Genomic DNA, 20,339 nt, shown 5'->3' on the forward strand with positions numbered 1-20,339 from the left:
CCCCTTGGACACGGCGACGCGGAGGCGGTCATCGATCGAAGCCCGCCGGCCGCTGCGCCGGGAGGCCACTACCGAAGACCGACGCCACGCGGCGGGTGCATACGGCTGTCCATGTTGTCGTACGACGGGATGGGATCCACCCCTCATACACAAATAGCCAACGGGGAGATTGTACGTCTCCCCATTGGCGAGATGACGACCGCCTCTGGCGGGCAGCGTGTCGAAGGTCCGTTCGCGTGGACCCGCCGCCTCGTGCGAGACCGTCGATCACCGGGCCCATCCCCGCAGTCGCGGACAGCGACTCTGGGAGATGAGGTCCCGCGACATCGCGGTCCGTGCCCCGCGATCGTTCGATCGCGGGGCACGGAAGCCGGGAATCACGCCACGCCGTCGGCGCGGCGGGAGATCACCTGCGCAGGCCCAGGCGCTCGATCAGCGAGCGGTAACGCTCGATGTCCTTGTCCTGCAGGTACTTCGAGAGGCGCTTGCGACGACCGATCAGCGCCATCAGACCGTGGCGGGTGTGGTGGTCGTGCTTGTGCTTCTTCAGGTGCTCGGTGATGTCGGCGATCCGCTTGGACAGCAGCGCGATCTGCGCCTCCGGCGAACCGGTGTCCTTCTCGTGCAGGCCGTACTCGGCGAGAATCGCCGACTTCTGCTCGGTGGTCAGCGCCACGGGGCATCCACTCCTGTTTCTCAGTTCCGCGTTCGAGGATTCCGGTTTCCCGGTCGGGCGCCACCGCGGACCGCAGCAAACCCGGGGATCCACCTTACCGGAGCGCATCGCGCGAACCCAATCGCGGTGCGGCCGCCGGATCGGCGTGCTGCAATCGAGCCATGGATCCCGCCGTACGCGATGTGCTGAACACCCTGGCCCACCGGGACTACGCGGCCCTGCGCCCGCTGCTGCACCCGTATCTGCGGTGGACCGACGGCGCGGAGACGATTCGCGGTCGCACCAAGGTGCTCGCCCACCTCGCCGCGAATCCGACCAGCGCGCCGCCCGTCTCCTACGAGCTGCGCGACGGTCAGATCTACCGCTGGACGGTGCCGAGCGAGGACGAGGACGTCGCGCCCGACGGTCCTGAGGACACCGATCCGAACTGAGCGCGTCGCGCAGCGTCGGGAGTACGAGGCACAATGTCCGGCCGAGTTCGCGGCACGATGCCCGACCGAACTCGCAGCACGGTGTCCGGCCGAACTCAGGACTCGGTGCCCGAAGAGGCTTCCGCGTCGGCGGCGGCGAGGACCTTGCGCGAGTTCTCGACGTCGCGGCCCATCGCCTCGATGAGGTCGTGCATGGTGTCGAACTTGCGCATGCCGCGCAGGTGCTCGACGAAGTCCACCGCGACGTGCTGACCGTAGAGGTCGGCCTCGCCGTCGATGACGTACGCCTCGACGGTGCGGGCGCGACCGGAGAACGTCGGGTTGGTGCCGACCGAGATGGCGGCCATCGCCCGCTCGCCGGGGGTGACGGTGCCGATCGTCGGACCGGGACCGAGCACCGTGAACCAACCCGCGTATACGCCGTCTGCCGGGATCGCCGCGTGCATGGGCGGCGCCACGTTGGCGGTGGGGAAGCCCAGTGCGCGTCCGCGTCCGTCGCCGTGCACGACCACGCCCTCGACGCGGTGCGGGCGGCCGAGCGCCTCGGCGGCCGCGGCCATATCGCCCGCGTCGACACAGGCCCTGATGTAGGTGGAGGAGAAGGTCACCGCGTGCTCGCCGAGCAGCGTCACGCCGTCGACCTCGAAGCCGAAGCGCTCGCCGAGTTCACGCATGGTCTCGACGGTGCCAGCGGCCTTCTTGCCGAAGGTGAAGTTGTCGCCGACCACGACCTCGGTCACGTGCAGCCGCTCGACCAGCAGATCGTGCACGTAGCGCGCGGGGGTGAGCTTCATGAATTCCTGGGTGAACGGCATCACGCAGAACACGTCGACGCCCAGTTCCTCGACCAGTTCCGCCCGCCGCGTCAGTGTGGTCAGCTGCGCCGGGTGCGAGCCGGGCCGCACCACCTCCATGGGGTGCGGGTCGAAGGTCATCAACACCGCGGGGACGCCGCGCGCGGCCGCGGACTTCACGGCCCGGCTGATCAACTGCGCGTGGCCGCGGTGCACTCCGTCGAACACGCCGATCGTGAGCACGCACCGTCCCCAGTCCGCGGGCACCTCGTCGAGGGATCGCCATCTCTGCACGTTCGCAGCCTACGCAAGTCGGGGTGCGAACAGTATTCGGGCGTACCAGATGTCACAGAACGCTTGCCGCCCCGTCACGCGGACATGCCCGATTCCTTCGATACTGCCCGGTCCGGCGTGCGATGTCGCGCGGGTCAGGACTCGGCGCGCAGGTACGTCAGCGCCGCGGGGACGCGGCGGTGGTCATCGGGTTCGAGCATCCTTCGGTCATGGGCCGCAGGACTTCTCGTTCGCGCGGCGAGAGTTCGTCGAGCGGGCGGTGGCCACGGTGCGGCCTGCTGACGAGGCGGATGACGAGTTCGGGATCGATCGCCGATCCGCCGCGGGCGCCCCGGCGCAGCGCGGCGACGAAGTCGTCGATGCCGGAGAGCCGGTCCTCGCGCGGGTAGCCGAGGTGCTCCGCGCCGCCGCGCAGCAGGTCGGTCCCGTCACCGGCTCGGCCCGCTACTTCGATGCCATCGCCTTGGAGCAGCCGGGCGACCCGGTCCTGACCCGGCCATCGGCTTTCGCGGTCGTGCCGCACCGGATGACGCGCTCGATCCGGCGCACGTCGACCTGCGGATTCTTCCGGTACGTTGCACGCGGGCGACATGGCCGCGACCGGCGAGAACACGAGCGGTGAACGAGTTCGCCGCATCCCGGTGTCCGACTGTGTGAATCGGGACCGATGTGCATAAGCTCGGGTATGTGCCTGGTAAACGAGATATCGCTACCCGCCGCGAGCTGAGCGACAGCGCCGCGCCGGGCGAGCCGAGCGGCAGCACCGCGACCCTGGCGCCGGAGCTGACGTCGGTCGCCCAGGACTACCTGAAGGTCATCTGGACCGCACAGGAGTGGTCGCAGGAGAAGGTGTCGACCAAGCTGCTGGCCGAGCGCATCGGCGTCTCGGCCTCCACCGTCTCCGAAGCCGTGCGCAAACTCGCCGATCAGGGCTTGGTCGAGCACGCCAGGTACGGCTCGATCACGCTCACCGAGCACGGCCGCCGCGCCGCGGTCGCCATGGTGCGCAGGCACCGGCTGATCGAGACGTTCCTGGTCAACGAGCTCGGCTACGGCTGGGACGAGGTGCACGACGAGGCCGAGGTGCTCGAGCACGCCGTCTCCGAACTGCTGATGGCCCGCATCGACGCCAAACTCGGCTATCCGGACCGCGACCCGCACGGCGACCCCATCCCGTCGGTGGACGGCGCGGTCCCGACACCACCCGCGCGCCAGCTCAGCGATTTCCAGGCGGGCCAGTCGGGCCGGGTCGCCCGCATCTCCGATTCCGATCCGGACATGCTGCGCTACTTCGACTCCGTCGGCATCGCGCTGGACACCGCCATCGCCGTGGTCGAACGCCGCGACTTCGCGGGCACCATCGCCATCCGCATCGGCGACGGCAGCGCCACCACCGACCTCGGCCGCCCGGCCGCCGAGGCCATCTGGCTCACCACCTGATCCGCTGCCTCGCAAGGCAATTCGACGCCTCACAGGGGCTGGCGCGGGAAACTCTGTGAGGACACGTCAGCAGGGGTGGAAATAGCGTTCGAGAGAATATCGCGCTCGGCCGTATCGCAGGGCCGCATCTGGTGCACGCTGACCGGGACGTCGGGGACCGCCACGCCGCCCAGCGTCACGGTCTCGATGACGGCGGTGCCGTGCACGGCTGATGCCGACGGTCGCGGTGTGGGAGCGGGCGACGGCGTCGCTGAGAGGCACGTCCCACGCCGCCAGGCACCAGCGGCGAACCGACCAGCGAGGTCGAGCCCGCCGCCGTGACCGGTCCGTCCGACTTGCGGCTGTCTAGCTCGCCGCATCCAGAACACGGACCGTGGCTGCGGCCGTGAGGGGTTCGCGATGTTCGGTGAAGAGCTTGGCGACCAGTTCCCCGCGGCTGGTGACGCCGACCTTGTCGAAGATCGACTTCAGGTGGTCGCGCACCGTGTGCGGGGAGAGGAACAGCCGCGCGGCGATGTCGGCGGTGGGCAGGCCGCGGGCGACGTGTTCGGTCACCTCGAGTTCCCTCGGGGTGAGTTCGTAGGCGGCGACGATCAGCTCGGCCACCTCGGCGGGCTTGGCCGGTTCGATCACCAGAGCCGTTGTGCCCGTGCGCCCTTCGGCGTCACGTAGGCAGGTCGCGTGGCACACCAGCCAGCGACCCGCGGTGGTGCGCACCCGGATCCGCGAGGCCGCTCCGGTGAGCCGGGCGCGCCCCGCCGTGCTGAGGATCCAGACCGGCAGCGGGAGATCGATACCGAGCGGCGTCTGTGTGGCGGGGCCGCGCGGCATCTCGGCCAGCAGCTCGCGGGCCTCGTCGTTGAGGGACAGCAGTTCGCCGCCGGCGCCGAACAGCAGCAGGCCGGGTGCGGCGGCGAGCGCGGACGGCGGCGTCCGGCCGGGCAGCGCGAAGGCGCGCAACCGCTGCGCCATCGGCGCGCAGAGGGCTTGGACCAGGGCGATGTCCTCGGCGCGGAACGGCGGCCTGCCCCGCTCACGGAACAGGCTCAGCTGACCCCACGGCTGCCCGTCCACCCGGAATACCGCGCGCAACTCGTCGTCGAACCCGCGCGGGCGCATGAAGCTGCGGTACAACGGGCTCAACGTCGGCCGGTCTCCCGTCACCGCCCGCAGCCCGGCCACCGGGACCTTCGCCACCGCGAGATCGCGGAACAGATTCACGTGCTCGGCGAAAAGCTCTGATTCCCAGTAGATTCCACAGCCGCCCTCGTGCAGATTCTCGACCCGCACCGGGGCCGTGGTGAGCCCGTTGACCGGATCGGTGGCCACCCATACGGCGGCGTCGAACGGCGCGATCCGCCGCAGGCGGGCCGATGCGTCGGCGAACAGCGCGTGCGCGTCGGGCGCCGTGGCGATGCCTGCGAGCAGGGCGTCGAGCGCGGTCGTCGTGGTCATGCGTGTCATCCTCGGCCGCCTGTCGCGCGCTCGCCATCCCACATATGAGGGGTAAGCGCCGGGCGCGCGGCGAAATTCCAGCACCGCGGAGACCTGCGACGCGGGCTCGAACCTTCGATCGCACCGCACAGGCGGGAACCCTCGCTCGCGGATATCCCACGCATGCCACGCGGCTCACCGCTGCCGACTCCTGAACCAGGCGCTGCGGTCCCCAGAGCTGCGGTCCCCATAGACGAGCAAGCCCTATATCGCGGTCCACGGCGGCGAACCCCTCGATCGCGGGATGTTCCGCGCCGCCGAACCCCGCGACGCTGGGTGCCGCACACACGAAACCGAAGGAGCCCCATGCACATCGGAATCATCGGAGCGGGCGCGGCCGCCGTCGCCCTGCTCGACGCGCTGGCCCTTTCCGACGACAAGCCGAGCGGCGTGACCGTGTTCGACAGCGCGCCAGCGCTCTGGCGGGGCCGCCCGTACCAGCCCGACCTCGACACGGTGCGGGTGAACGCGCCGCCGCCCATCATGTCGATCCGCGCGGGCGATCCCGGGCACTACCAGCGCTGGCTGGCGGATCGCGACGTCACCGGCTACCTCGACGAAGGACTCGGCCAGCCGCTCGTTCCACGCGCGGTCTACGGCGAGTATCTCGAAGACACCGCGCGCGACGCGATCGCACGACTGGGTCACGCGGGTTGCCCTGTCCGCGTGGAGCGTTCGGCCGTCACCGGCTTCTCCCGCGACGGTCGGGCCGTATTACACACTGCGGGAGGCGATCACGCCCCGGTGGACCGGGCTGTCCTGGCGGTCGGCAGCGGCGGACCGCGCGATCACTACGGGCTGACCGGCGCACCCGGTTACATCGACGAACCCTATCCCCTCGCCAACACCGCGGCCGGACTCCCGGCACACCACCACGTCGCCGTCATCGGCAGTGGCCTGACCGCGGTGGACATCGCCGTCACCCTGGCGGCGCACGGGCACACCGGGCCGATCACGCTGCTCTCGCGCACCGGTCAGCTCCCCTTCGTTCAGCAGCGTCCGGTTCGGTTGGACCCGCTGCACCTGACGCCCGCGGCGGTGCGGGCCGCCGCCGCCGAGCACGGCGACCTACCCTTCGCTCACCTGGTTTCGCTCATGCGCACCGAACTTGCCGAGCTGGGACAGGATTTCGACACCTTCGCCGCCGAGATCACCGGCTCCGAGGATCCGGTGGCCCGCCTGCGCCGTCAACTCGGGGCGGTCGACGCATCGCATCACGGACGCCGCCTGCTGGCCATGGTCATCCGCACCGTCGGCCCGACCGCCTGGCCGCTGCTGGCGGAGCGCGACCGAGAGATGTTGCGCACCGGCTACTTCCGCACCATCAACGGCCTCAGCTCGCCGATGGTCCCGCACAACGCGCGCATCGTGCTGCGGCTGCTCGATTCCGGACAGCTGCGGTCGCGTTCGGGCGTCACCAAGATCGAGGCGCGCTCCGGCGGCGGGTTCACCGTGCACGACGCGGGAAACTGGTCCGCGGACAACGTGTTCGACGCGGTCAATCCGCCCGCCTACACGACGCCGGCGCAAGCCCAGCCGTTGATCGGCTCCTTGCTCGCCGTGGGAGCCGCCGAATCGCATCCGGCGGGCGGCGTGCGCGCGGAATCCGGCACCCGCCGCCTGTTGGTCGGCGGCATACCCGATCCCACCTGGCATGTGCTCGGCAATCTCGCGGCCGACTCGATGTTCATCGCGACCAACCCGCCGGGGCTGGCGGTCGAGGCGGCCGGACTGGTCAGGAGCTTGTTCGGCGGGTGACGAGTGGTTTTCGGGGGTTCCTGGGCCGAGCCGGACCCGGACTACCGCGCGAGTTCGTCCAGCAGAGCGCGGAATTCGACCGGTGACAGGTAGCCATCGGCGTCGCGGTCGGCGGCGGCGAGCAGGTCGGCGGCGGGGACGTCGATGCGACCCTCACCGACGTGCCGGATGAGGGATTCGAGTTCCTCGACGGAGATGCGCCCGTCGCCGTTGGTGTCGAAGACGCGGAAGGCGGCGTCGGCGTCGGTCACCTCGAGGCGTCCGGTCACCAAGGCCGCGTCGAATTCGGCCTTGGAGACCAGGAAGTCGCCGTTGGTGTCGGCCGCGGCGACCAGTCGCTCGACGGCGTCGGAATCGACTTCGAGCCCGAGCGCGCGGATGCCGTCGGTGATGTCCTGCACGGAGACGAGCCCGTCGCCGTCGCTGTCCCACAGCTCGAACGTATCGACCGTTTGTTCATTCATGCCCACTGCCTTCCCACGGCCGCCGACGCTTTCGAACGACGAGCCCACGACCACTGTACGGTTCGCGCTCGATTCGGTTGTCGGCCTGCGGGTTCGGCGTTGAGGGAAGGACCTCGCCACCGAACCGTTCCGGTGCGCGCGTCAGTCGACCAGGCCGCGCGGGCGGATCACGAAGACCGGCGAGGAACGCTTGCCCTTCTCCTCGAGCAACGCGATGGCCGTGCCGTCGGCGGTGAGCGCGGCGTGCACGCCCGCGATGCCGATCGGGTCCAACCACCGTCCGTCCCGGAGGGATTCGGCTTCCCGCTCGTCGATGGTGCGGTGCGGGAACGCGATTCGGACGGCCTCGTCGATACCGAGGTTCAGGGTGGAATCCTCGGCGAGCTCGTCCAGCGTCCTGGCGTGCTGGAGGGTGAAGGGGCCGACCCTGGTGCGGCGCAGCGCGGTCAGGTGACCGCCGACCTCGAGCGCGGCCCCCAGATCGCGGGCCAGCGCGCGCACGTAGGTGCCGGACGAGCATTCGACCACGACATCGAGGTCGACGAACTCGCCGTCCGCGACATCGCGCCGGGCGAGCACATCGAAGCGGGACACGGTGACCGGCCGGGCGGCCAGGCGCACATCCTCACCCGCGCGATGGCGCGCGTAGGCGCGCTCGCCGTTCACCTTGATGGCGCTCACCGTGGCGGGAACCTGCTCGATATCACCGGTCAGCGCCGCGACTCGCGTGGCGATGTCGGCGTCGGTGAGGTGCGACGCCGAGGTGGTCGCCATGATCTCGCCCTCGGCGTCGTCGGTCGTTGTGGACTGGCCGAGCCGGATGGTCGCGAGGTAGGCCTTGGTGGTCAGCGTCAGCAGGCCGAGCAGCTTGGTGGCCCGTTCGACGCCGAGCACCAGCACGCCGGTCGCCATCGGGTCGAGCGTGCCCGCGTGCCCGACCTTCTTGGTGCGCAACAACTTCCGGCACTTGGCTACCACGTCGTGACTGGTCCAGCCGCCGTCCTTGTCGACGATCAGCAGGCCGCCGAGTACGTCGGGCCGCTGTGTCTGGGTGCTCGGTCCGGTCATCAGCCGTGCGCGATCGCGGTCAGGATCAGCCCGTCGGCGATCATCCAGCGTCCGTCGAACGCGGTCAGCGGCAGTCCGCCGTCGTTGGTCTGGCCCGGTACGAGCAACTGGCTGTGGAAAGTGCCCGAGCCGGTGCCGTCGGCGTTCTCTTCGACGGTGAAGGTGATGTGCGCTTCCTCGAAACCGAGCCAGCGGGTGGTCAGCGGGAACCATGCCTTGTAGGTGGCCTCCTTAGCGCAGAACAACAGCCGATCCAGGTGCAGCCGAGAATCGGTGTCGCGCAACCAGTCCCGCTCGGCGGCCAGACTCACCGAATCGAGCACGCCGTCCGGCAGCGCGCCGTGCGGCTCGGCGTCGATGCCGACAGAGCGGAAGCGCATCTTGTGCGCCAGCGCGGCGGCGCGGTAGCCGTCGCAGTGCGTGAGGCTGCCCACGATGCCGCGCGGGAACACCGGAGCTCCCCGCTCGCCCTTGCCGATCGCGACCGGCGGCTCGCCGAGCTGCTCCAGGGCCAGCCGGGCGCAGTGCCTGGCGCCGATGAAGTCGCGCCGCCGCTTCTCCACCGACTTGGCGATGAGATGCTCTTCGGCCGGATGCGGCTTCAGATCCTCCGGGTACGCCACCAGCTCGGCCGAGGCGACATCACTGGGCAGAATGTTCTCGATCATCGACTCCGAGCCTAGTCGAGGCGGACCACCGCCTAGGCTCCAGCCGTACGCGCGGCGGGCAATCGACTCCGTCCGGCAGCGCGCGTCGGGGGCCGGTTCAGACGCCGCGGCGGCGCTGGGCGCGGCTGCGCATCTCGGCCGCCGCCGCCTCCATCTCGGGGGTGACCTTGAAGTGGCCGCCCCACTTGTTCAGCGTGCCCGGCGGGTATTCCGGGGCGGGCAGGATCTGGCGCAGCAGCTTGTCCGGCAGGCCGCGGCGCTGCCATTCGCGCGGATAGCCGAGCGAGACCTCCTCGAACCGGACGCCGTCGTAGTAGGAGGTGCGCGGAATGTGCAGGTGCCCGTACACCGAGCACACCACGTTGTAGCTGGTGTGCCAGTCGGCCGTCAGATCGGTGCCGCACCACAGCGCGAACTCTGGATAGAAGAGCACGTCGGTGGGTTCGCGGACCAGCGGGAAGTGGTTGATCAACACCAGCGGCGTCTCCGGCGGCAGCGCGTCCAGCTTGCGCTTGGTGACCTGCACGCGGGCGTGGCACCAGGCGTCCCTGGTCAGATAGGGCTCCGAGGAGAGTAGGAACTCGTCGGTGGCGACCACATTGCGCTCCCGCGCGATGGCCAAGCCCTCGGCCTTGGTGGTGGCGCCCGCCGGCAGGAACGAGTAGTCGTAGAGCAGGAACATCGGCGCCAGCGTCACGGCGCCGCCGTGCGCCTCGCTGCCCGCGCCGCGCCACACCGGGAACGGATCCTCGGGCGTGACGACGTCCAGGTCGCGGCAGATCGACACCAGATAGTCGTAGCGCGCGACGCCGTGCATCTGCACGGGATCCTTCGCCGTTGTCCACAGCTCGTGGTTGCCCGGCACCCAGATCACCTTCGCGAACCGGCTGCGCAGCAGTTCCAGCGCCCATCGGATGTCTTCGGTCTTCTCGCCCACGTCACCGGCCACGATCAGCCAGTCCTCCGGCGAGTCCGGCTGGATCTGTTCCACGATCGGCCGATTCCCCTGATGCCCGACGTGTACGTCGCTCACCGCCATCAACTTGGGTATCACCAGACCCACCTTGTCACATCCGAGGCGACCACCGGCCGCCCGCCTCCATCGACACGATTCGTCCCCGATGCGAACACCTCGGGTGCGCGCGACATTCCGGCGGGCAGCGTCGCGTTAAGCGTGCGTCCAGTGGATCCGGGCATCCGGCGCGAACCCGGCGGCCACGGTGAGCTTGCCGTTTGGTTCCCGACGGCACGACGCCACGGCGATGTGGCACGGGCGCGGGAGATCCGGCGGAACCCGGACGCCTCCGTCGATCTCGTAGCGCATATTGGTGACCTTCCAGGCGCGCGCCTCCGGCTCGTCCGGCGCGGCAGGTGGACCGTCGGTGCGCGCCACGACCATCACCTCGGTGATTCCCCTCGGCCAGACGAAGGTCAGCAGACCCGCGCGCTCGGCCAGGTCGGTGACCACGGGGATGCCGCTCGGCATCGGATCGTCCTGCGTGACCGCGGAGGTCGCGGCTTGCGGCGTGGTCTGCTCCGGCCCGGTAGCAGCGGGATCGGGTCGAGCGACGCCGCTCGGCTCGGTGGCCGAGCCGGATGTCTGTTGCACAGCGGGATTCGGCTCTGTCGCCTGCCCATGTGGGAAGCCCGAACCGGGCTGGGCGACCGTCCCGTGCTCGATCGTCGAACCAGCAGCGCCGACCGCCCCATGGCCGCCGCAGGCACCGCGGTCGATCGAACCACCAGCACCGAACACCCCCGGCTCGCTCGCACCGCGCTCGTCCGACGCACGACCGGCCATGCCGGGCTCGGTGGTAGCGCCCTGCTCGACCGTCGAACCGTTGGCGCCGACCGCAGCGGTCTGCGCCATCGATCCCGAAGGGCCCGGCGCACCTGGCGGGGCGGACCGGTCCGCACGCGGCTCCGGCGGCGCGTCGGAGCGCACGGTGTCGGAGTAGCTGCCGGAAATGGCGGCGGCGACGGCGTAGACCGGGGTTTCGCCGGGCGGGGCTCCGCCGTCTTCGAGTTCGGTGCCGCGGGTGCGGCCCACCACGCGCCAGGAGCCGTCCGGCTGGAGCCGGGTGACGCGGTAGTTCACGTCGTCGGCCGACGCGGGCGCCCAAACGACTCGCACCGAGCCGTTCGCCATGCGGGTGGCCGTCACGCGACCGGGGGCGGGAATGGGGGTGGCGGCCAGCGCTTCGCTCGCACCGGGATGATCGACGCACGCGGCTTGGGCGGCGCGCAGTGTGCGCGAGCGATCGGCGGCCGGGCCCGCGGCCGCGGCGGCGACCAAGCGGTCGGCCTCGGCGACGGCGCGCTCGGCCTCGGCGAGCAGTTCGTCGATTTCCGCGGTGTGCCCGGTGGGCGGCGGCACGTCGGCGGCGGCGCGACGCAGCTCACGGAGGTGTTCGAGCGCCTCGACATAGCGGGTGGCCGCGCGCGCCGCGAGGGCGACGCGCCAGTGCAAAGCCGCCTCGGCGAGCACCCGTTCCACGTCGTCGGACACCGAGCGAATGGGCGTCGTGCCCTCGTTGTGCGGGTCGAGACCCCTGGCCTCGGCGATGTGGCGCGCTGCCTCCTGCGGACGTCCGTTGCGCAGCGCTGCCCGCGCGGCCTTGAGCGGATCCTCCCACAGCCGACGCGGCGGCGCAGGGCTCGGAGCCGACGAGGCCGGTGTGCGGACCGGTGGTGCGTGGCGCGCGGATCCCACAGCACGCGAACCCAATTCGACGGCGAGGTCTTCGAGCAACCGGCCCGCGGCGTGCGGGTCCATGCCGAGGGCGATCGCCTCGTCGAACAGGAACTCGTAGTCCTCCCCGACCAGTTCGTCCTCCACGAGCACGGCGGCCCGCACCTTGGGCCGCAGTTCCGCGGTGACGTCCTCGACGATCGAGGCGAGGTACTCGGCCACCACCGGCCCGCCCGGCTCGAGCAGATCCTGCACGTGCACCAGCAGTTCGTCGAGTACCACCCGCATCCGCCCCGGCGGCAGTTCGCGGGCCCGCGCGCGCAACGCGTCGGCGCGGAGCCGGATCTCGCCGGTGTGCGTGGCACGGCTCGGATCGAGCCCGAGCAGCCCGAGCAGCGTCGGAGGGGGCGGATCCTCCACCAGCCGTCCCCATTCGGCGAGCAGCGCGCGGATCTGGCCGCGCCGCTGGTCGGTCAGCGCGCCGGTGGCCGCGGGCGCGGCCTGCGGCTGCTCGTCCTCGATGATCCGATGACGGCGCAGGCGGGCGGCGACCTCGGCGGCGTTCAGTCCGCCCATCGCCCCGATCTCCTCCAGCCCGGGCACTTTCGCGGCGGGCACCCCGCCGTGGCGCTGGACCAGCCGGGAGATCGCGGTGTCGAGCATCTCGTAGCGCTCCGCGTCGCGCTGTTCGCGCTCCCGCCGGATCCGGATCGCCTCGGCCCGCCGCGCGGACGCGTCGAGCAGCAGGAAGGACAGCCGGTCGTGGTTCTCCACCAGCAGCCCGACGAGCACGCGGTACTTCGGGTGGTCGCGCTGGCGCTGCCAGAAGCCCCACACCTCGGCCACCCGGGCGGAAACCTCGGCGTCGCCGAGGGTCTCGGCCTCGTCGAGCGGAATGTCATAGAGCTCGAACGGGTCCGATTGCTCGATGCCACCGCGGCGCTCGACCGCGGCGAGCACCCGCTTGCGGTAGTCGTTGGGGTCGAAAGCGTGCATGGCGGCTCAGCTGTCGCGGCGGCGGGAGCGCTGCACCTGGTCGAGTTCCCGCGCGACATCGGCTTGGGACAGGGTGGCTCCGGTCTGCGCGGACAAGGTCAGCGGCATGTCGGCGTCGACGTGGTGCGCTGTCACGTGCAGCACGCCGTCGAAACCCATCTCGAAGGTGACGCGCACCTCGCTGCCAGCGGGGTAGCCCGGCGGGATGCCGCGAATCCGGCCCTCCACAAGCACTTTCGTGTCCTCGGGACGCACCGAGGCGGCCTGTCCCTGCTGTTCCACGATGGTCAGCTCGATCTGGTCCTGGTCCTCGCGCACGGTGCCGAACGAGCGGCGCACCCGCACCGGCAGCGTCTGATTGCGGTGCACCAGCCAGGCGGCCGCCAACCCGTAATGCGAATCCAGTGCCAGCACACCGAATCCGCGCGACACGACGGTGTCGACCTGGATCTCCAGCATCCGCCGCACCGAACTCACCGGCTGACCGAACGACTCCGCGACCCGCGCGATCGACTGGTCCAGATCCGCGGGCGCGGCCTCGTTCAACGTCGAGCCGTCCCGCAGCCTGCCGCGAGTGACCAGATCTGCGACGATCAGCCGCTCCATCTCGAGCTTCTCGCCGTAGAGCGCCGCGCCGCGCGCCACCGACAGATCCGGGTCGCGCAACTCGCCGACGAGGCCGAGTTCCTTCTCCAGTTCGCGGGCGACCATCGGCATCCGGGAGGAGCCGCCGACCAGCAGCAGCCGGTCGACCGACGCCACGCCGCGCTTGCCCGCCGCGGCGAGGCAGTCCCTGGTGAGATCGAGGGTGCGGCGCATCAGCGAGGACGTCATCGACTCGAGCTCGTCCCTGGTCAGGGTGATCACGGCGCGCGCGCCGTCGTGCGCGACCACCACCTCGGTGCTCTCCAGCTCGCTGAGTTCGCGTTTGGCGCGCTCGGCGGCGAGCACCAGCATCTGCGAACCGGCCGAATCGTCCAGCGGGTCTTCGGCATCGGGGTTGGCCGCGCAGAATCGCTGGGACAGATACAGGGCGATTCGCTCGTCCCAGTCCGCGCCGCCCAGCTGATGATCGCCTTCCACGGCGAGCACCGAGATGCGCCGGTCGGCCAGTTCGATGACGGTCGCGTCGAAGGTGCCGCCGCCGAGGTCGTAGACAAGCACCGTCTCGCGCGCACCGGATTTGCCGATGTCCACGCCGCCGTCGAGCCTGCCGAACCCGTAGGAGAACGCCGCCGCGATCGGCTCGGACAGCACGCCCGCGACGTCGAAGCCCGCGTAGGCGCCCGCCTGGATCGTGGCGCGGCGCTCCTCGTCGCCGAAGTACGCGGGCACCGTGATCACGGCCCGCCGCACCGGCTCGCCGCCGCCGAATTCCGCGTCGGCGGCGAGACTCTTGAGGATCAGCGCCGATACGGCAGGCGCCGACCAGGTCTCGCCGTGCGCGGCGAACCGCCACTCCGCGTCGCCCATCCTGCGCTTCACCAGCGAGCACACGTGCTCGGGATCCAGCCGTGCCTGCCGCCGGGCGCCCTCGCCCACCAGATGATCGAACGCGGATGCGAACAGCACGACGGAGGGAACCGTCGGTTCCCCGTTCATGCCGATCATTACTTCTGGCCGGCCGTCGGCGTCGATCCGCGCGATAGCCGAGTTCGTTGTGCCCAGGTCGATGCCGTAGACCCCCATGGCAGGCGATGGTATCAGCCGGGTCCGACAGCGGCGCAGCGACCGATGGGCGAATCCGGCTGACGCCCAATCCAATAGCCGCGCGGCCCGGCTATGGTGCGATCATGACGGAACAAGTCGCGGAATCGCTCGCCCAACTCGTCGAACGCGTCGACGACCTGTCCCGGGTCGTCGCCCGCCAGGCCGCCACCATCGAGCGGCTCGCCGACGAGGCCAAGGCCCGCGCCCGCCAAGACCGCGCCGGCGCCGACCTGCCGCTGGTCGTCGAGCTTTTCGCGCTGCACGGCGATACCGCCGCCTGCGCAGGCACCGCCGAAACCCCGAGGGAGCGAGCGGCCTTCGAGGCCATCGCCACGCGCGTCGAGCGGCTGCTCGTCGGTCGCGGCGCGGCGCTCGTCACACCGCGGCCCGACGACCCGTTCGACTCGCTCACCATGGAGGCCGCCGACGTCACGACGACCGCCGACCCGGACGCCGACCGCACCGTCGAGGCGCTGGTGCAACCCGGGCTCACCGTCGCGGGTCGTTCCGTGCGACCCGCGGGAGTCGTGGTCCGCCGCTTCCGCGCGACCGAGAACGCCGCGCAGAACCCGGCGTGAGTCAGCGGATTCGCTCGTAGGAGTGGTCGGGCCGTTCGACGCGGCGAACGGATCGCGATTCGGTCAGACCCGACTACGCGGAATCTCCGCGCCGACCTGCGCCCAGCGCCCCGACAGCGCCCGCCACACGACCGCGGCCGAACGCAGTGCCATGAAGGCGACCAGACCGGACCAGATTCCGGCGATCCCCCAGTCGAAAGCGAGCGAGAGCCAGATGGCGGGCAGAAAACCGGCGACCGCGGCGCCGAGTGTCGCGGTCCGCAGGAACGCCGCGTCACCGGCGCCGAGCAGCACACCGTCGAGCGCGAACACCACACCGGCGACCGGGATGATTCCCACGAAGAACCACCACACCACGTGGGTTCGGTCGAGCACCGCCGGATCGTCGGTGAACAGCGTCGGGACGAGCGCGTACCCCGCGGCGAACGCACCGGCCAACGCCACCGCGAAGACCTCCGACCATTGCGTGACGCGCCACGCCAGCCGCCGTGCCGCCGCGGCGTTTCCGCCGCCGAGCGCCGCGCCGACCAGGGTCTGCGCGGCGATGGCCAGCGAGTCCAGCGTCAGCGCAAGGAAGTTCCACAGTTGCAGGACCAGCTGGTGCGCCGCGACGGAGGCGGCGCCGAACCGCGCCGCCACGGCCGCCGCCGACACGAAACAGGCCTGGAAGGCCAGGCTGCGCACGATCAGATCGCGGCCGAGCACCAGCTGAGCGCGCATCACCGACCAGTGCGGTACCAGCGAAACCCGTTCGCGCACCAAGGCTCCGAGGAAGAGCACCGCCGTCACCGTCTGGCCGGCGACGTTCGCCACCGCCGAGCCGGGCAACCCCAGCGCGGGCGCGCCGAGCAACCCGTGCACCAGAACCGGGCACAGCACGGCCGAGAGGCCGAGACCGGCAACCACATACAACAACGGACGACGGGTCTCCTGGACACCGCGCAACCACCCGTTGCCCGCCATGGCGATCAGCACGAGCGGCACGCCGAACAGCGCGATCCGCACCCATGACAGTGCCGCGGCGGCGATGTCCCCGCCGCCCGCGATCGCGTCGGTCAGCGGCACGGCGAACACCTGCACGGTGATCACGATCAGCAGACCGACCAGAATCGCCAGCCAGGTGGCCTGCACCCCTTCGGCCAGCGCGCCGCGCTCGTCCCCGGCGCCGTGCCTGCGCGCGGCCCGCGCGGTCGTCCCGTAGGACAGGAAGGTCAACTGGGTGCTCACCTGCGCGAGAATCAATCCGCCGACCGCCAGCCCGGCCAGCGCCAGCGCGCCGAGCCTGCCCACCACCGCGAGATCGAACAGCAGATAGAGAGGTTCGCCGACGAGCACGCCCAGCGTGGGCAGCGCGAGCCCGAGAATGCGCCGCGGCCCGGCCTCGACGGCGTCGACGCCGATCCCGACCGGTTCGGCGACGACACCTTCGGCGTCGTCGACATCCTGGCTGGTCATCCGCTACCCCAGCGCGGCGAGCAGCGCGCGCACCACGTCCTCGGGGCGCCCGTCGGTGGTGTACCCGGCCGCGTACCGGTGGCCGCCGCCGCCGAGCGCGGTCGCCACCTCGGCGACGTCCACGCCGTCGTGCGCGCCCGGCCCGGAGTCGCGCGACCGCAGCGACACGGTCCAGCGGCCGTCGATCGTGCGCGATTCCTTGAACACCGCCGCCACACCGGCCTCGGCCGTGGTGCGGACGATATCGATGACGCTCTCGATCTCCTCCGAGCGCACACCGGCCACGTCGTCGCGCCGCACGAACGCGTACGCCAATCCGGTGCCCCCGCGCGCCCCCGGCTCCAGCCGGGCGGTGCCGAGAACCCTGGAGAGCATCGGCAGCCAGTCGAATGGATGGGTGTCCAGCAGCGTACGCGCGATCTCCGCGCCGTCGATCCCGGTGGCCAACAGCCGTTCGGCCAGGCGATGAGTGCCCGGCCGAACCCAGCGGAAGGAACCGGTGTCGGTGACCAAACCCGCGTAAAGACAGTGCGCCACTTCAGGATCGATCGGTACGCCCCAGGCGTCGAGCAGCCGGGCGATCAGGCTGGTCGTCGACTCGGCGCCGGGATCGATCACGTTGATCGCGCCGAAGCGGGTGTTCGAGCGATGATGATCGACCACCAGTGTCGTGGCGGCGCCGGACAATCGATCGGCCAGCGCACCGAGCCGCCCCGCGCTGCCGCAATCCACCGCGACGAGCAGATCCACCTCGCGTGGCACGTCGGCGGGCGGCACCAGATGCTCGATGCCGGGCAGCGAGCGCATGGAGGCGGGCAGCTCGGCGGGCTCGGCGAACGACACCCACACCGGGATGCCGCGCCGATGCAGCACGAGCGCCAGTGCCAAGCCGCTGCCGATGGTGTCGGCGTCGGGTTGCACGTGGCAGAGGATGGTGACCGATCCGGCGGCCGTCAGTGCCGCCACGGCCGCGTCGAGTCCGGCCGCATTACCGCTCGTCGTCATCCGCGCCGCGCGTCACTCGTCGCTGTCGCGCTCGACCTTGTACGGGTCGGCGTCGCCCGCGTGCGTGGCGTTGGCGGCCGTCCTGGCCACCGCGTCGTCGGCGGCCCTCGCGCGGGCGAGCAGCTCCTCCATCTCGCGCGCCGCGTCGGGTACCTTGTCCAGCACGAACGCCAGCGTCGGCGTGAACTTCACTCCGGTCCCCGCCCCAACCTTGGAACGCAGCACCCCCTTGGCCTTCTCCAGACCGGCGGCCGCGGCCGCGTAATCCGGTTCGGCATCGAGGGTTTCACCCATCACCGTGTAGTACACCGTGGCCTCGCGCAGATCACCGGTGACCTTCGCGTCGGTGATCGTCACGAAACGCAGCCGCGGATCCTTCACCTCGTATTCGATCGCGGTCGCCACGATCGAGGAAATCCGCTTCGCGAGTCGGCGTGCCCTGGCTTGATCCACCATGGCCTTTTCCTCCTCACTGTTGTCAGTATTCGGTTGGCGTCGCGGCCCTAGTCCTCGGGCCCGAAGATCCGGCGGCGTACTGCCAGCAACTGTAACTCCGGACGCGCCGCGACGTGCCTTTCACATTTGTCGAGCACCTCGGTCAGGTGATCCATGCCCGCGCTGACCATGGCCACCCCCAGCAACGAGCGCCGGTACCGATCGTGTTCCCCGCCCTCGGCCGCGCTTACACCGAAGCGTTGCAGCTCGGCGATCACCGGCCGGATGACCGACCGCTTCTCCTTCAACGAATGCACGTCGCCGAGCAGGATGTCGAATTCCAGTGCACCTAGGTACACCCACACACCTTCCAGTGTCGAAGGCCGAACCGAACACCGCACCTCGCGCCCGGCGCCCCGCCGTGCAGGCGGGACACCGGACGCAGGTGCGGTGTTCGCTGGTTCGGACCGATCAGTCGCGCGGCTTCTCGCGCAGCTCGTACGCCTCGATGACGTCACCCTCCTTGATATCGGAGTAGGTCAGCGTCATACCGCATTCGTAGCCCTCGCGGACCTCGGTCGCGTCGTCCTTCTCGCGCTTCAGCGAGGAGATCGTCACAGTCTCGGCGATCACCAGGTTGTCGCGCAGCAGACGCGCCTTGGCGTTCCGCTTGACCGACCCGGAGGTGACCATGCAGCCCGCGATGTTGCCGACCTTCGACGAGCGGAAGATGGCCCTGATCTCGGCGCGGCCCAGCTCGACCTCTTCGTAGATCGGCTTGAGCATGCCCTTGAGGGCCTTCTCGATCTCGTCGATGGCCTGGTAGATCACCGAGTAGTACCGGATGTCGACGCCCTCGCGGTTGGCCAGCTCGGTCGCCTTGCCCTCGGCACGCACGTTGAACCCGATGATGATCGCGTTCGACGCGGAGGCCAGGTTGACGTTGGTCTCGGTGACGCCACCGACACCGCGGTCGATGACCCGCAGACGCACCTCGTCGCCGACCTCGATACCCATGAGGGCCTCTTCGAGGGCCTCGACGGTACCGGAGTTGTCGCCCTTGAGGATCAGGTTCAGCTCCGAAGTCTCCTTCAGCGCGGCATCCAGATCTTCCAGGCTGATCCGCTTGCGGCTGCGCGCGGCCAGTGCGTTGCGCTTGCGCGCGTTGCGGCGGTCGGCGATCTGGCGAGCGATGCGGTCCTCGTCGACGACGAGCAGGTTGTCACCGGCGCCGGGCACCGAGGTGAAGCCGACGACCTGGACGGGCCGCGACGGCAGCGCCGCCTCGACGTCGTCGCCGTGCTCGTCGACCATGCGGCGCACGCGACCGTAGGCGTCGCCCGCCACGATCGAGTCGCCGACGCGCAGCGTGCCGCGCTGGATCAGCACGGTCGCCACCGGGCCGCGGCCGCGGTCGAGGTGCGCCTCGATGGCGACACCCTGGGCGTCCATGTCCGGGTTGGCGCGCAGGTCGAGTGCGGCGTCCGCGGTGAGCAGGACCGCCTCGAGCAGTGCCTCGATGTTGGTGCCCTGCTTGGCGGAGATGTCGACGAACATGGTGTCGCCGCCGTACTCCTCGGCCACCAGGTTGTACTCGGTCAGCTGCTGCCGGATCTTCTCCGGGTTCGCGCCTTCCTTGTCGATCTTGTTGACCGCCACCACGATCGGGACGTCGGCCGCCTGCGCGTGGTTGATCGCCTCCACCGTCTGCGGCATGACGCCGTCGTCGGCGGCGACCACCAGGATCGCGATGTCGGTGGCCTTCGCACCGCGGGCACGCATGGCGGTGAACGCCTCGTGACCGGGGGTGTCGATGAAGGTGATCAGGCGGTCTTCCTCGCCGAGGTGGGTCATCACCTGGTAGGCGCCGATGTGCTGGGTGATGCCGCCCGCCTCGCCCTCGCGGACGTTGGCCTTGCGGATCGTGTCCAGCAGTCGGGTCTTACCGTGATCGACGTGACCCATGACGGTCACCACCGGCGGGCGGACCTGCAGGTCGCCCTCGTCGCCCTCGTCCTCGCCGTAGGTGAGGTCGAAGCTCTCCAGGAGCTCGCGGTCCTCGTCCTCGGGGCTGACCACGTGCACGACGTAGTTCATCTCGCTGCCGAGCAGCTCGAGGGTCTCGTCGTTCACCGACTGGGTCGCGGTGACCATCTCGCCGAGGTTGAACAGCGCCTGGACCAAGGCGGCCGGGTTCGCGTCGATCTTCTCCGCGAAGTCCGACAGCGATGCGCCGCGGGCGAGCCGGATGATCTCGCCGTTGCCGCGCGGCAGCCGCACGCCGCCGACGGCGGGCGCCTGCATGCTCTCGTACTCGGCGCGCTTCGCCCGCTTCGACTTACGGCCACGACGCGGCGCGCCACCGGGACGACCGAACGCAC

General features: G+C 70.5%; 20 protein-coding genes. 4 read left to right on the forward strand and 16 right to left on the reverse strand.

Going from position 1 to position 20,339, the window contains the following annotated elements; all coding sequences use genetic code 11:
* Positions 1–406: 406 nt before the first annotated feature.
* Positions 407–676 (reverse strand): 30S ribosomal protein S15, encoded by a 270-nt coding sequence (rpsO, locus tag NX1_RS22385; protein ID WP_068062901.1) that lies wholly within the window; start codon positions 674–676, stop codon positions 407–409.
* A gap of 161 nt (positions 677–837) precedes the next feature.
* Here rpsO and NX1_RS22390 point away from each other — a divergent pair, with 161 nt between their 5' ends.
* On the forward strand, positions 838–1,107 hold the full coding sequence (locus NX1_RS22390; protein ID WP_068062905.1) for a nuclear transport factor 2 family protein: 270 nt from the start codon (positions 838–840) through the stop codon (positions 1,105–1,107).
* A gap of 95 nt (positions 1,108–1,202) precedes the next feature.
* Here the strand turns inward: NX1_RS22390 and NX1_RS22395 are convergent, their stop codons facing one another.
* A complete protein-coding gene (locus NX1_RS22395) occupies positions 1,203–2,195 on the reverse strand; it encodes a bifunctional riboflavin kinase/FAD synthetase (protein WP_068062907.1) in 993 nt (330 codons plus the stop codon).
* Between the two features lie 157 nt (positions 2,196–2,352).
* Positions 2,353–2,718: a helix-turn-helix domain-containing protein gene (locus NX1_RS35570; protein ID WP_157119947.1), complete on the reverse strand. Its 366-nt coding sequence runs from the start codon at positions 2,716–2,718 to the stop codon at positions 2,353–2,355.
* A gap of 248 nt (positions 2,719–2,966) precedes the next feature.
* On the opposite strand from NX1_RS35570, the gene NX1_RS22405 reads away from it, so the two are divergent.
* The gene (locus NX1_RS22405) at positions 2,967–3,635 is read left to right on the forward strand and encodes a metal-dependent transcriptional regulator (RefSeq protein ID WP_169812271.1); all 669 of its coding nucleotides are present in this window, start codon (positions 2,967–2,969) and stop codon (positions 3,633–3,635) included.
* A gap of 29 nt (positions 3,636–3,664) precedes the next feature.
* Here the strand turns inward: NX1_RS22405 and NX1_RS36470 are convergent, their stop codons facing one another.
* Together NX1_RS36470 and NX1_RS22410 are read right to left on the reverse strand one after the other, a co-directional pair.
* Positions 3,665–3,841, reverse strand: a complete 177-nt coding sequence (locus tag NX1_RS36470) for a hypothetical protein (protein WP_157119949.1) — start codon at positions 3,839–3,841, stop codon at positions 3,665–3,667.
* Positions 3,842–3,980: 139 nt separating this feature from the next.
* On the reverse strand, positions 3,981–5,090 hold the full coding sequence (locus NX1_RS22410; protein ID WP_157119951.1) for a LuxR C-terminal-related transcriptional regulator: 1,110 nt from the start codon (positions 5,088–5,090) through the stop codon (positions 3,981–3,983).
* A gap of 345 nt (positions 5,091–5,435) precedes the next feature.
* Between NX1_RS22410 and NX1_RS22415 the strand changes: the two genes are divergently transcribed.
* Entirely contained in the window at positions 5,436–6,887 is a 1,452-nt protein-coding gene (locus tag NX1_RS22415) for an FAD/NAD(P)-binding protein (protein ID WP_068062912.1), read from the forward strand.
* Between the two features lie 41 nt (positions 6,888–6,928).
* Here NX1_RS22415 and NX1_RS38730 read toward each other — a convergent pair whose 3' ends face one another.
* The 6 genes from NX1_RS38730 to NX1_RS22445 form a co-directional block, all read right to left on the reverse strand.
* The gene (locus tag NX1_RS38730; RefSeq protein WP_068062915.1) at positions 6,929–7,351 is read right to left on the reverse strand and encodes an EF-hand domain-containing protein; all 423 of its coding nucleotides are present in this window, start codon (positions 7,349–7,351) and stop codon (positions 6,929–6,931) included.
* Between the two features lie 141 nt (positions 7,352–7,492).
* Positions 7,493–8,419: a tRNA pseudouridine(55) synthase TruB gene (gene truB, locus NX1_RS22425; RefSeq protein WP_068062918.1), complete on the reverse strand. Its 927-nt coding sequence runs from the start codon at positions 8,417–8,419 to the stop codon at positions 7,493–7,495.
* Positions 8,419–9,087 (reverse strand): 4'-phosphopantetheinyl transferase Npt, encoded by a 669-nt coding sequence (gene npt, locus NX1_RS22430; RefSeq protein ID WP_068062923.1) that lies wholly within the window; start codon positions 9,085–9,087, stop codon positions 8,419–8,421. The genes truB and npt overlap by 1 nt, the downstream gene beginning before the upstream one ends.
* Positions 9,088–9,184: 97 nt before the next feature.
* Positions 9,185–10,141: a metallophosphoesterase family protein gene (locus tag NX1_RS22435; RefSeq protein WP_157119952.1), complete on the reverse strand. Its 957-nt coding sequence runs from the start codon at positions 10,139–10,141 to the stop codon at positions 9,185–9,187.
* 114 nt (positions 10,142–10,255) lie between these two features.
* Positions 10,256–12,775: a SaeA-related protein gene (locus NX1_RS22440; protein ID WP_068062925.1), complete on the reverse strand. Its 2,520-nt coding sequence runs from the start codon at positions 12,773–12,775 to the stop codon at positions 10,256–10,258.
* Positions 12,776–12,781: 6 nt separating this feature from the next.
* Complete coding sequence (locus NX1_RS22445) at positions 12,782–14,464, reverse strand: Hsp70 family protein (protein ID WP_068062928.1); 1,683 nt, start codon at positions 14,462–14,464, stop codon at positions 12,782–12,784.
* A 104-nt stretch (positions 14,465–14,568) separates the two neighbouring features.
* Between NX1_RS22445 and NX1_RS22450 the strand changes: the two genes are divergently transcribed.
* On the forward strand, positions 14,569–15,063 hold the full coding sequence (locus NX1_RS22450; protein ID WP_068062930.1) for a nucleotide exchange factor GrpE: 495 nt from the start codon (positions 14,569–14,571) through the stop codon (positions 15,061–15,063).
* A 63-nt stretch (positions 15,064–15,126) separates the two neighbouring features.
* On the opposite strand, the gene NX1_RS22455 is transcribed toward NX1_RS22450, so the two are convergent.
* From NX1_RS22455 to infB, 5 genes are all read right to left on the reverse strand, one after another.
* Positions 15,127–16,518, reverse strand: a complete 1,392-nt coding sequence (locus NX1_RS22455) for an MATE family efflux transporter (protein ID WP_084501666.1) — start codon at positions 16,516–16,518, stop codon at positions 15,127–15,129.
* A gap of 3 nt (positions 16,519–16,521) precedes the next feature.
* Complete coding sequence (locus NX1_RS22460; RefSeq protein WP_068062932.1) at positions 16,522–17,523, reverse strand: DHH family phosphoesterase; 1,002 nt, start codon at positions 17,521–17,523, stop codon at positions 16,522–16,524.
* A 12-nt stretch (positions 17,524–17,535) separates the two neighbouring features.
* Entirely contained in the window at positions 17,536–17,979 is a 444-nt protein-coding gene (rbfA, locus tag NX1_RS22465) for a 30S ribosome-binding factor RbfA (RefSeq protein ID WP_068062934.1), read from the reverse strand.
* A 47-nt stretch (positions 17,980–18,026) separates the two neighbouring features.
* Positions 18,027–18,317, reverse strand: coding sequence for a DUF503 domain-containing protein (locus NX1_RS22470; RefSeq protein ID WP_068062976.1), 291 nt, complete (start codon positions 18,315–18,317; stop codon positions 18,027–18,029).
* Positions 18,318–18,429: 112 nt separating this feature from the next.
* Positions 18,430–20,339: translation initiation factor IF-2 (infB, locus tag NX1_RS22475; protein WP_084501671.1), on the reverse strand; the 1,910-nt coding region annotated here is incomplete at its 5' end.

The sequence above is a fragment of the Nocardia xishanensis NBRC 101358 genome (genome assembly GCF_001613365.1).
Taxonomy (GTDB): Bacteria; Actinomycetota; Actinomycetes; order Mycobacteriales; family Mycobacteriaceae; genus Nocardia; species Nocardia xishanensis.

What these genes read in the sequence shown, in the direction of transcription:
- NX1_RS22460 (WP_068062932.1), bottom strand. Translation starts at nt 17,523, where the DNA reads ATGACGACGAGCGGTAATGCGGCCGGACTCGACGCGGCCGTGGCGGCA.
- NX1_RS22440 (WP_068062925.1), bottom strand. Translation starts at nt 12,775, where the DNA reads ATGCACGCTTTCGACCCCAACGACTACCGCAAGCGGGTGCTCGCCGCG.
- NX1_RS22410 (WP_157119951.1), bottom strand. Translation starts at nt 5,090, where the DNA reads ATGACCACGACGACCGCGCTCGACGCCCTGCTCGCAGGCATCGCCACG.
- NX1_RS22415 (WP_068062912.1), top strand. Translation starts at nt 5,436, where the DNA reads ATGCACATCGGAATCATCGGAGCGGGCGCGGCCGCCGTCGCCCTGCTC.
- NX1_RS22455 (WP_084501666.1), bottom strand. Translation starts at nt 16,518, where the DNA reads ATGACCAGCCAGGATGTCGACGACGCCGAAGGTGTCGTCGCCGAACCG.
- truB (WP_068062918.1), bottom strand. Translation starts at nt 8,419, where the DNA reads ATGACCGGACCGAGCACCCAGACACAGCGGCCCGACGTACTCGGCGGC.
- rbfA (WP_068062934.1), bottom strand. Translation starts at nt 17,979, where the DNA reads ATGGTGGATCAAGCCAGGGCACGCCGACTCGCGAAGCGGATTTCCTCG.
- npt (WP_068062923.1), bottom strand. Translation starts at nt 9,087, where the DNA reads ATGATCGAGAACATTCTGCCCAGTGATGTCGCCTCGGCCGAGCTGGTG.
- NX1_RS22450 (WP_068062930.1), top strand. Translation starts at nt 14,569, where the DNA reads ATGACGGAACAAGTCGCGGAATCGCTCGCCCAACTCGTCGAACGCGTC.
- NX1_RS22445 (WP_068062928.1), bottom strand. Translation starts at nt 14,464, where the DNA reads ATGGGGGTCTACGGCATCGACCTGGGCACAACGAACTCGGCTATCGCG.
- NX1_RS38730 (WP_068062915.1), bottom strand. Translation starts at nt 7,351, where the DNA reads ATGAATGAACAAACGGTCGATACGTTCGAGCTGTGGGACAGCGACGGC.
- NX1_RS22390 (WP_068062905.1), top strand. Translation starts at nt 838, where the DNA reads ATGGATCCCGCCGTACGCGATGTGCTGAACACCCTGGCCCACCGGGAC.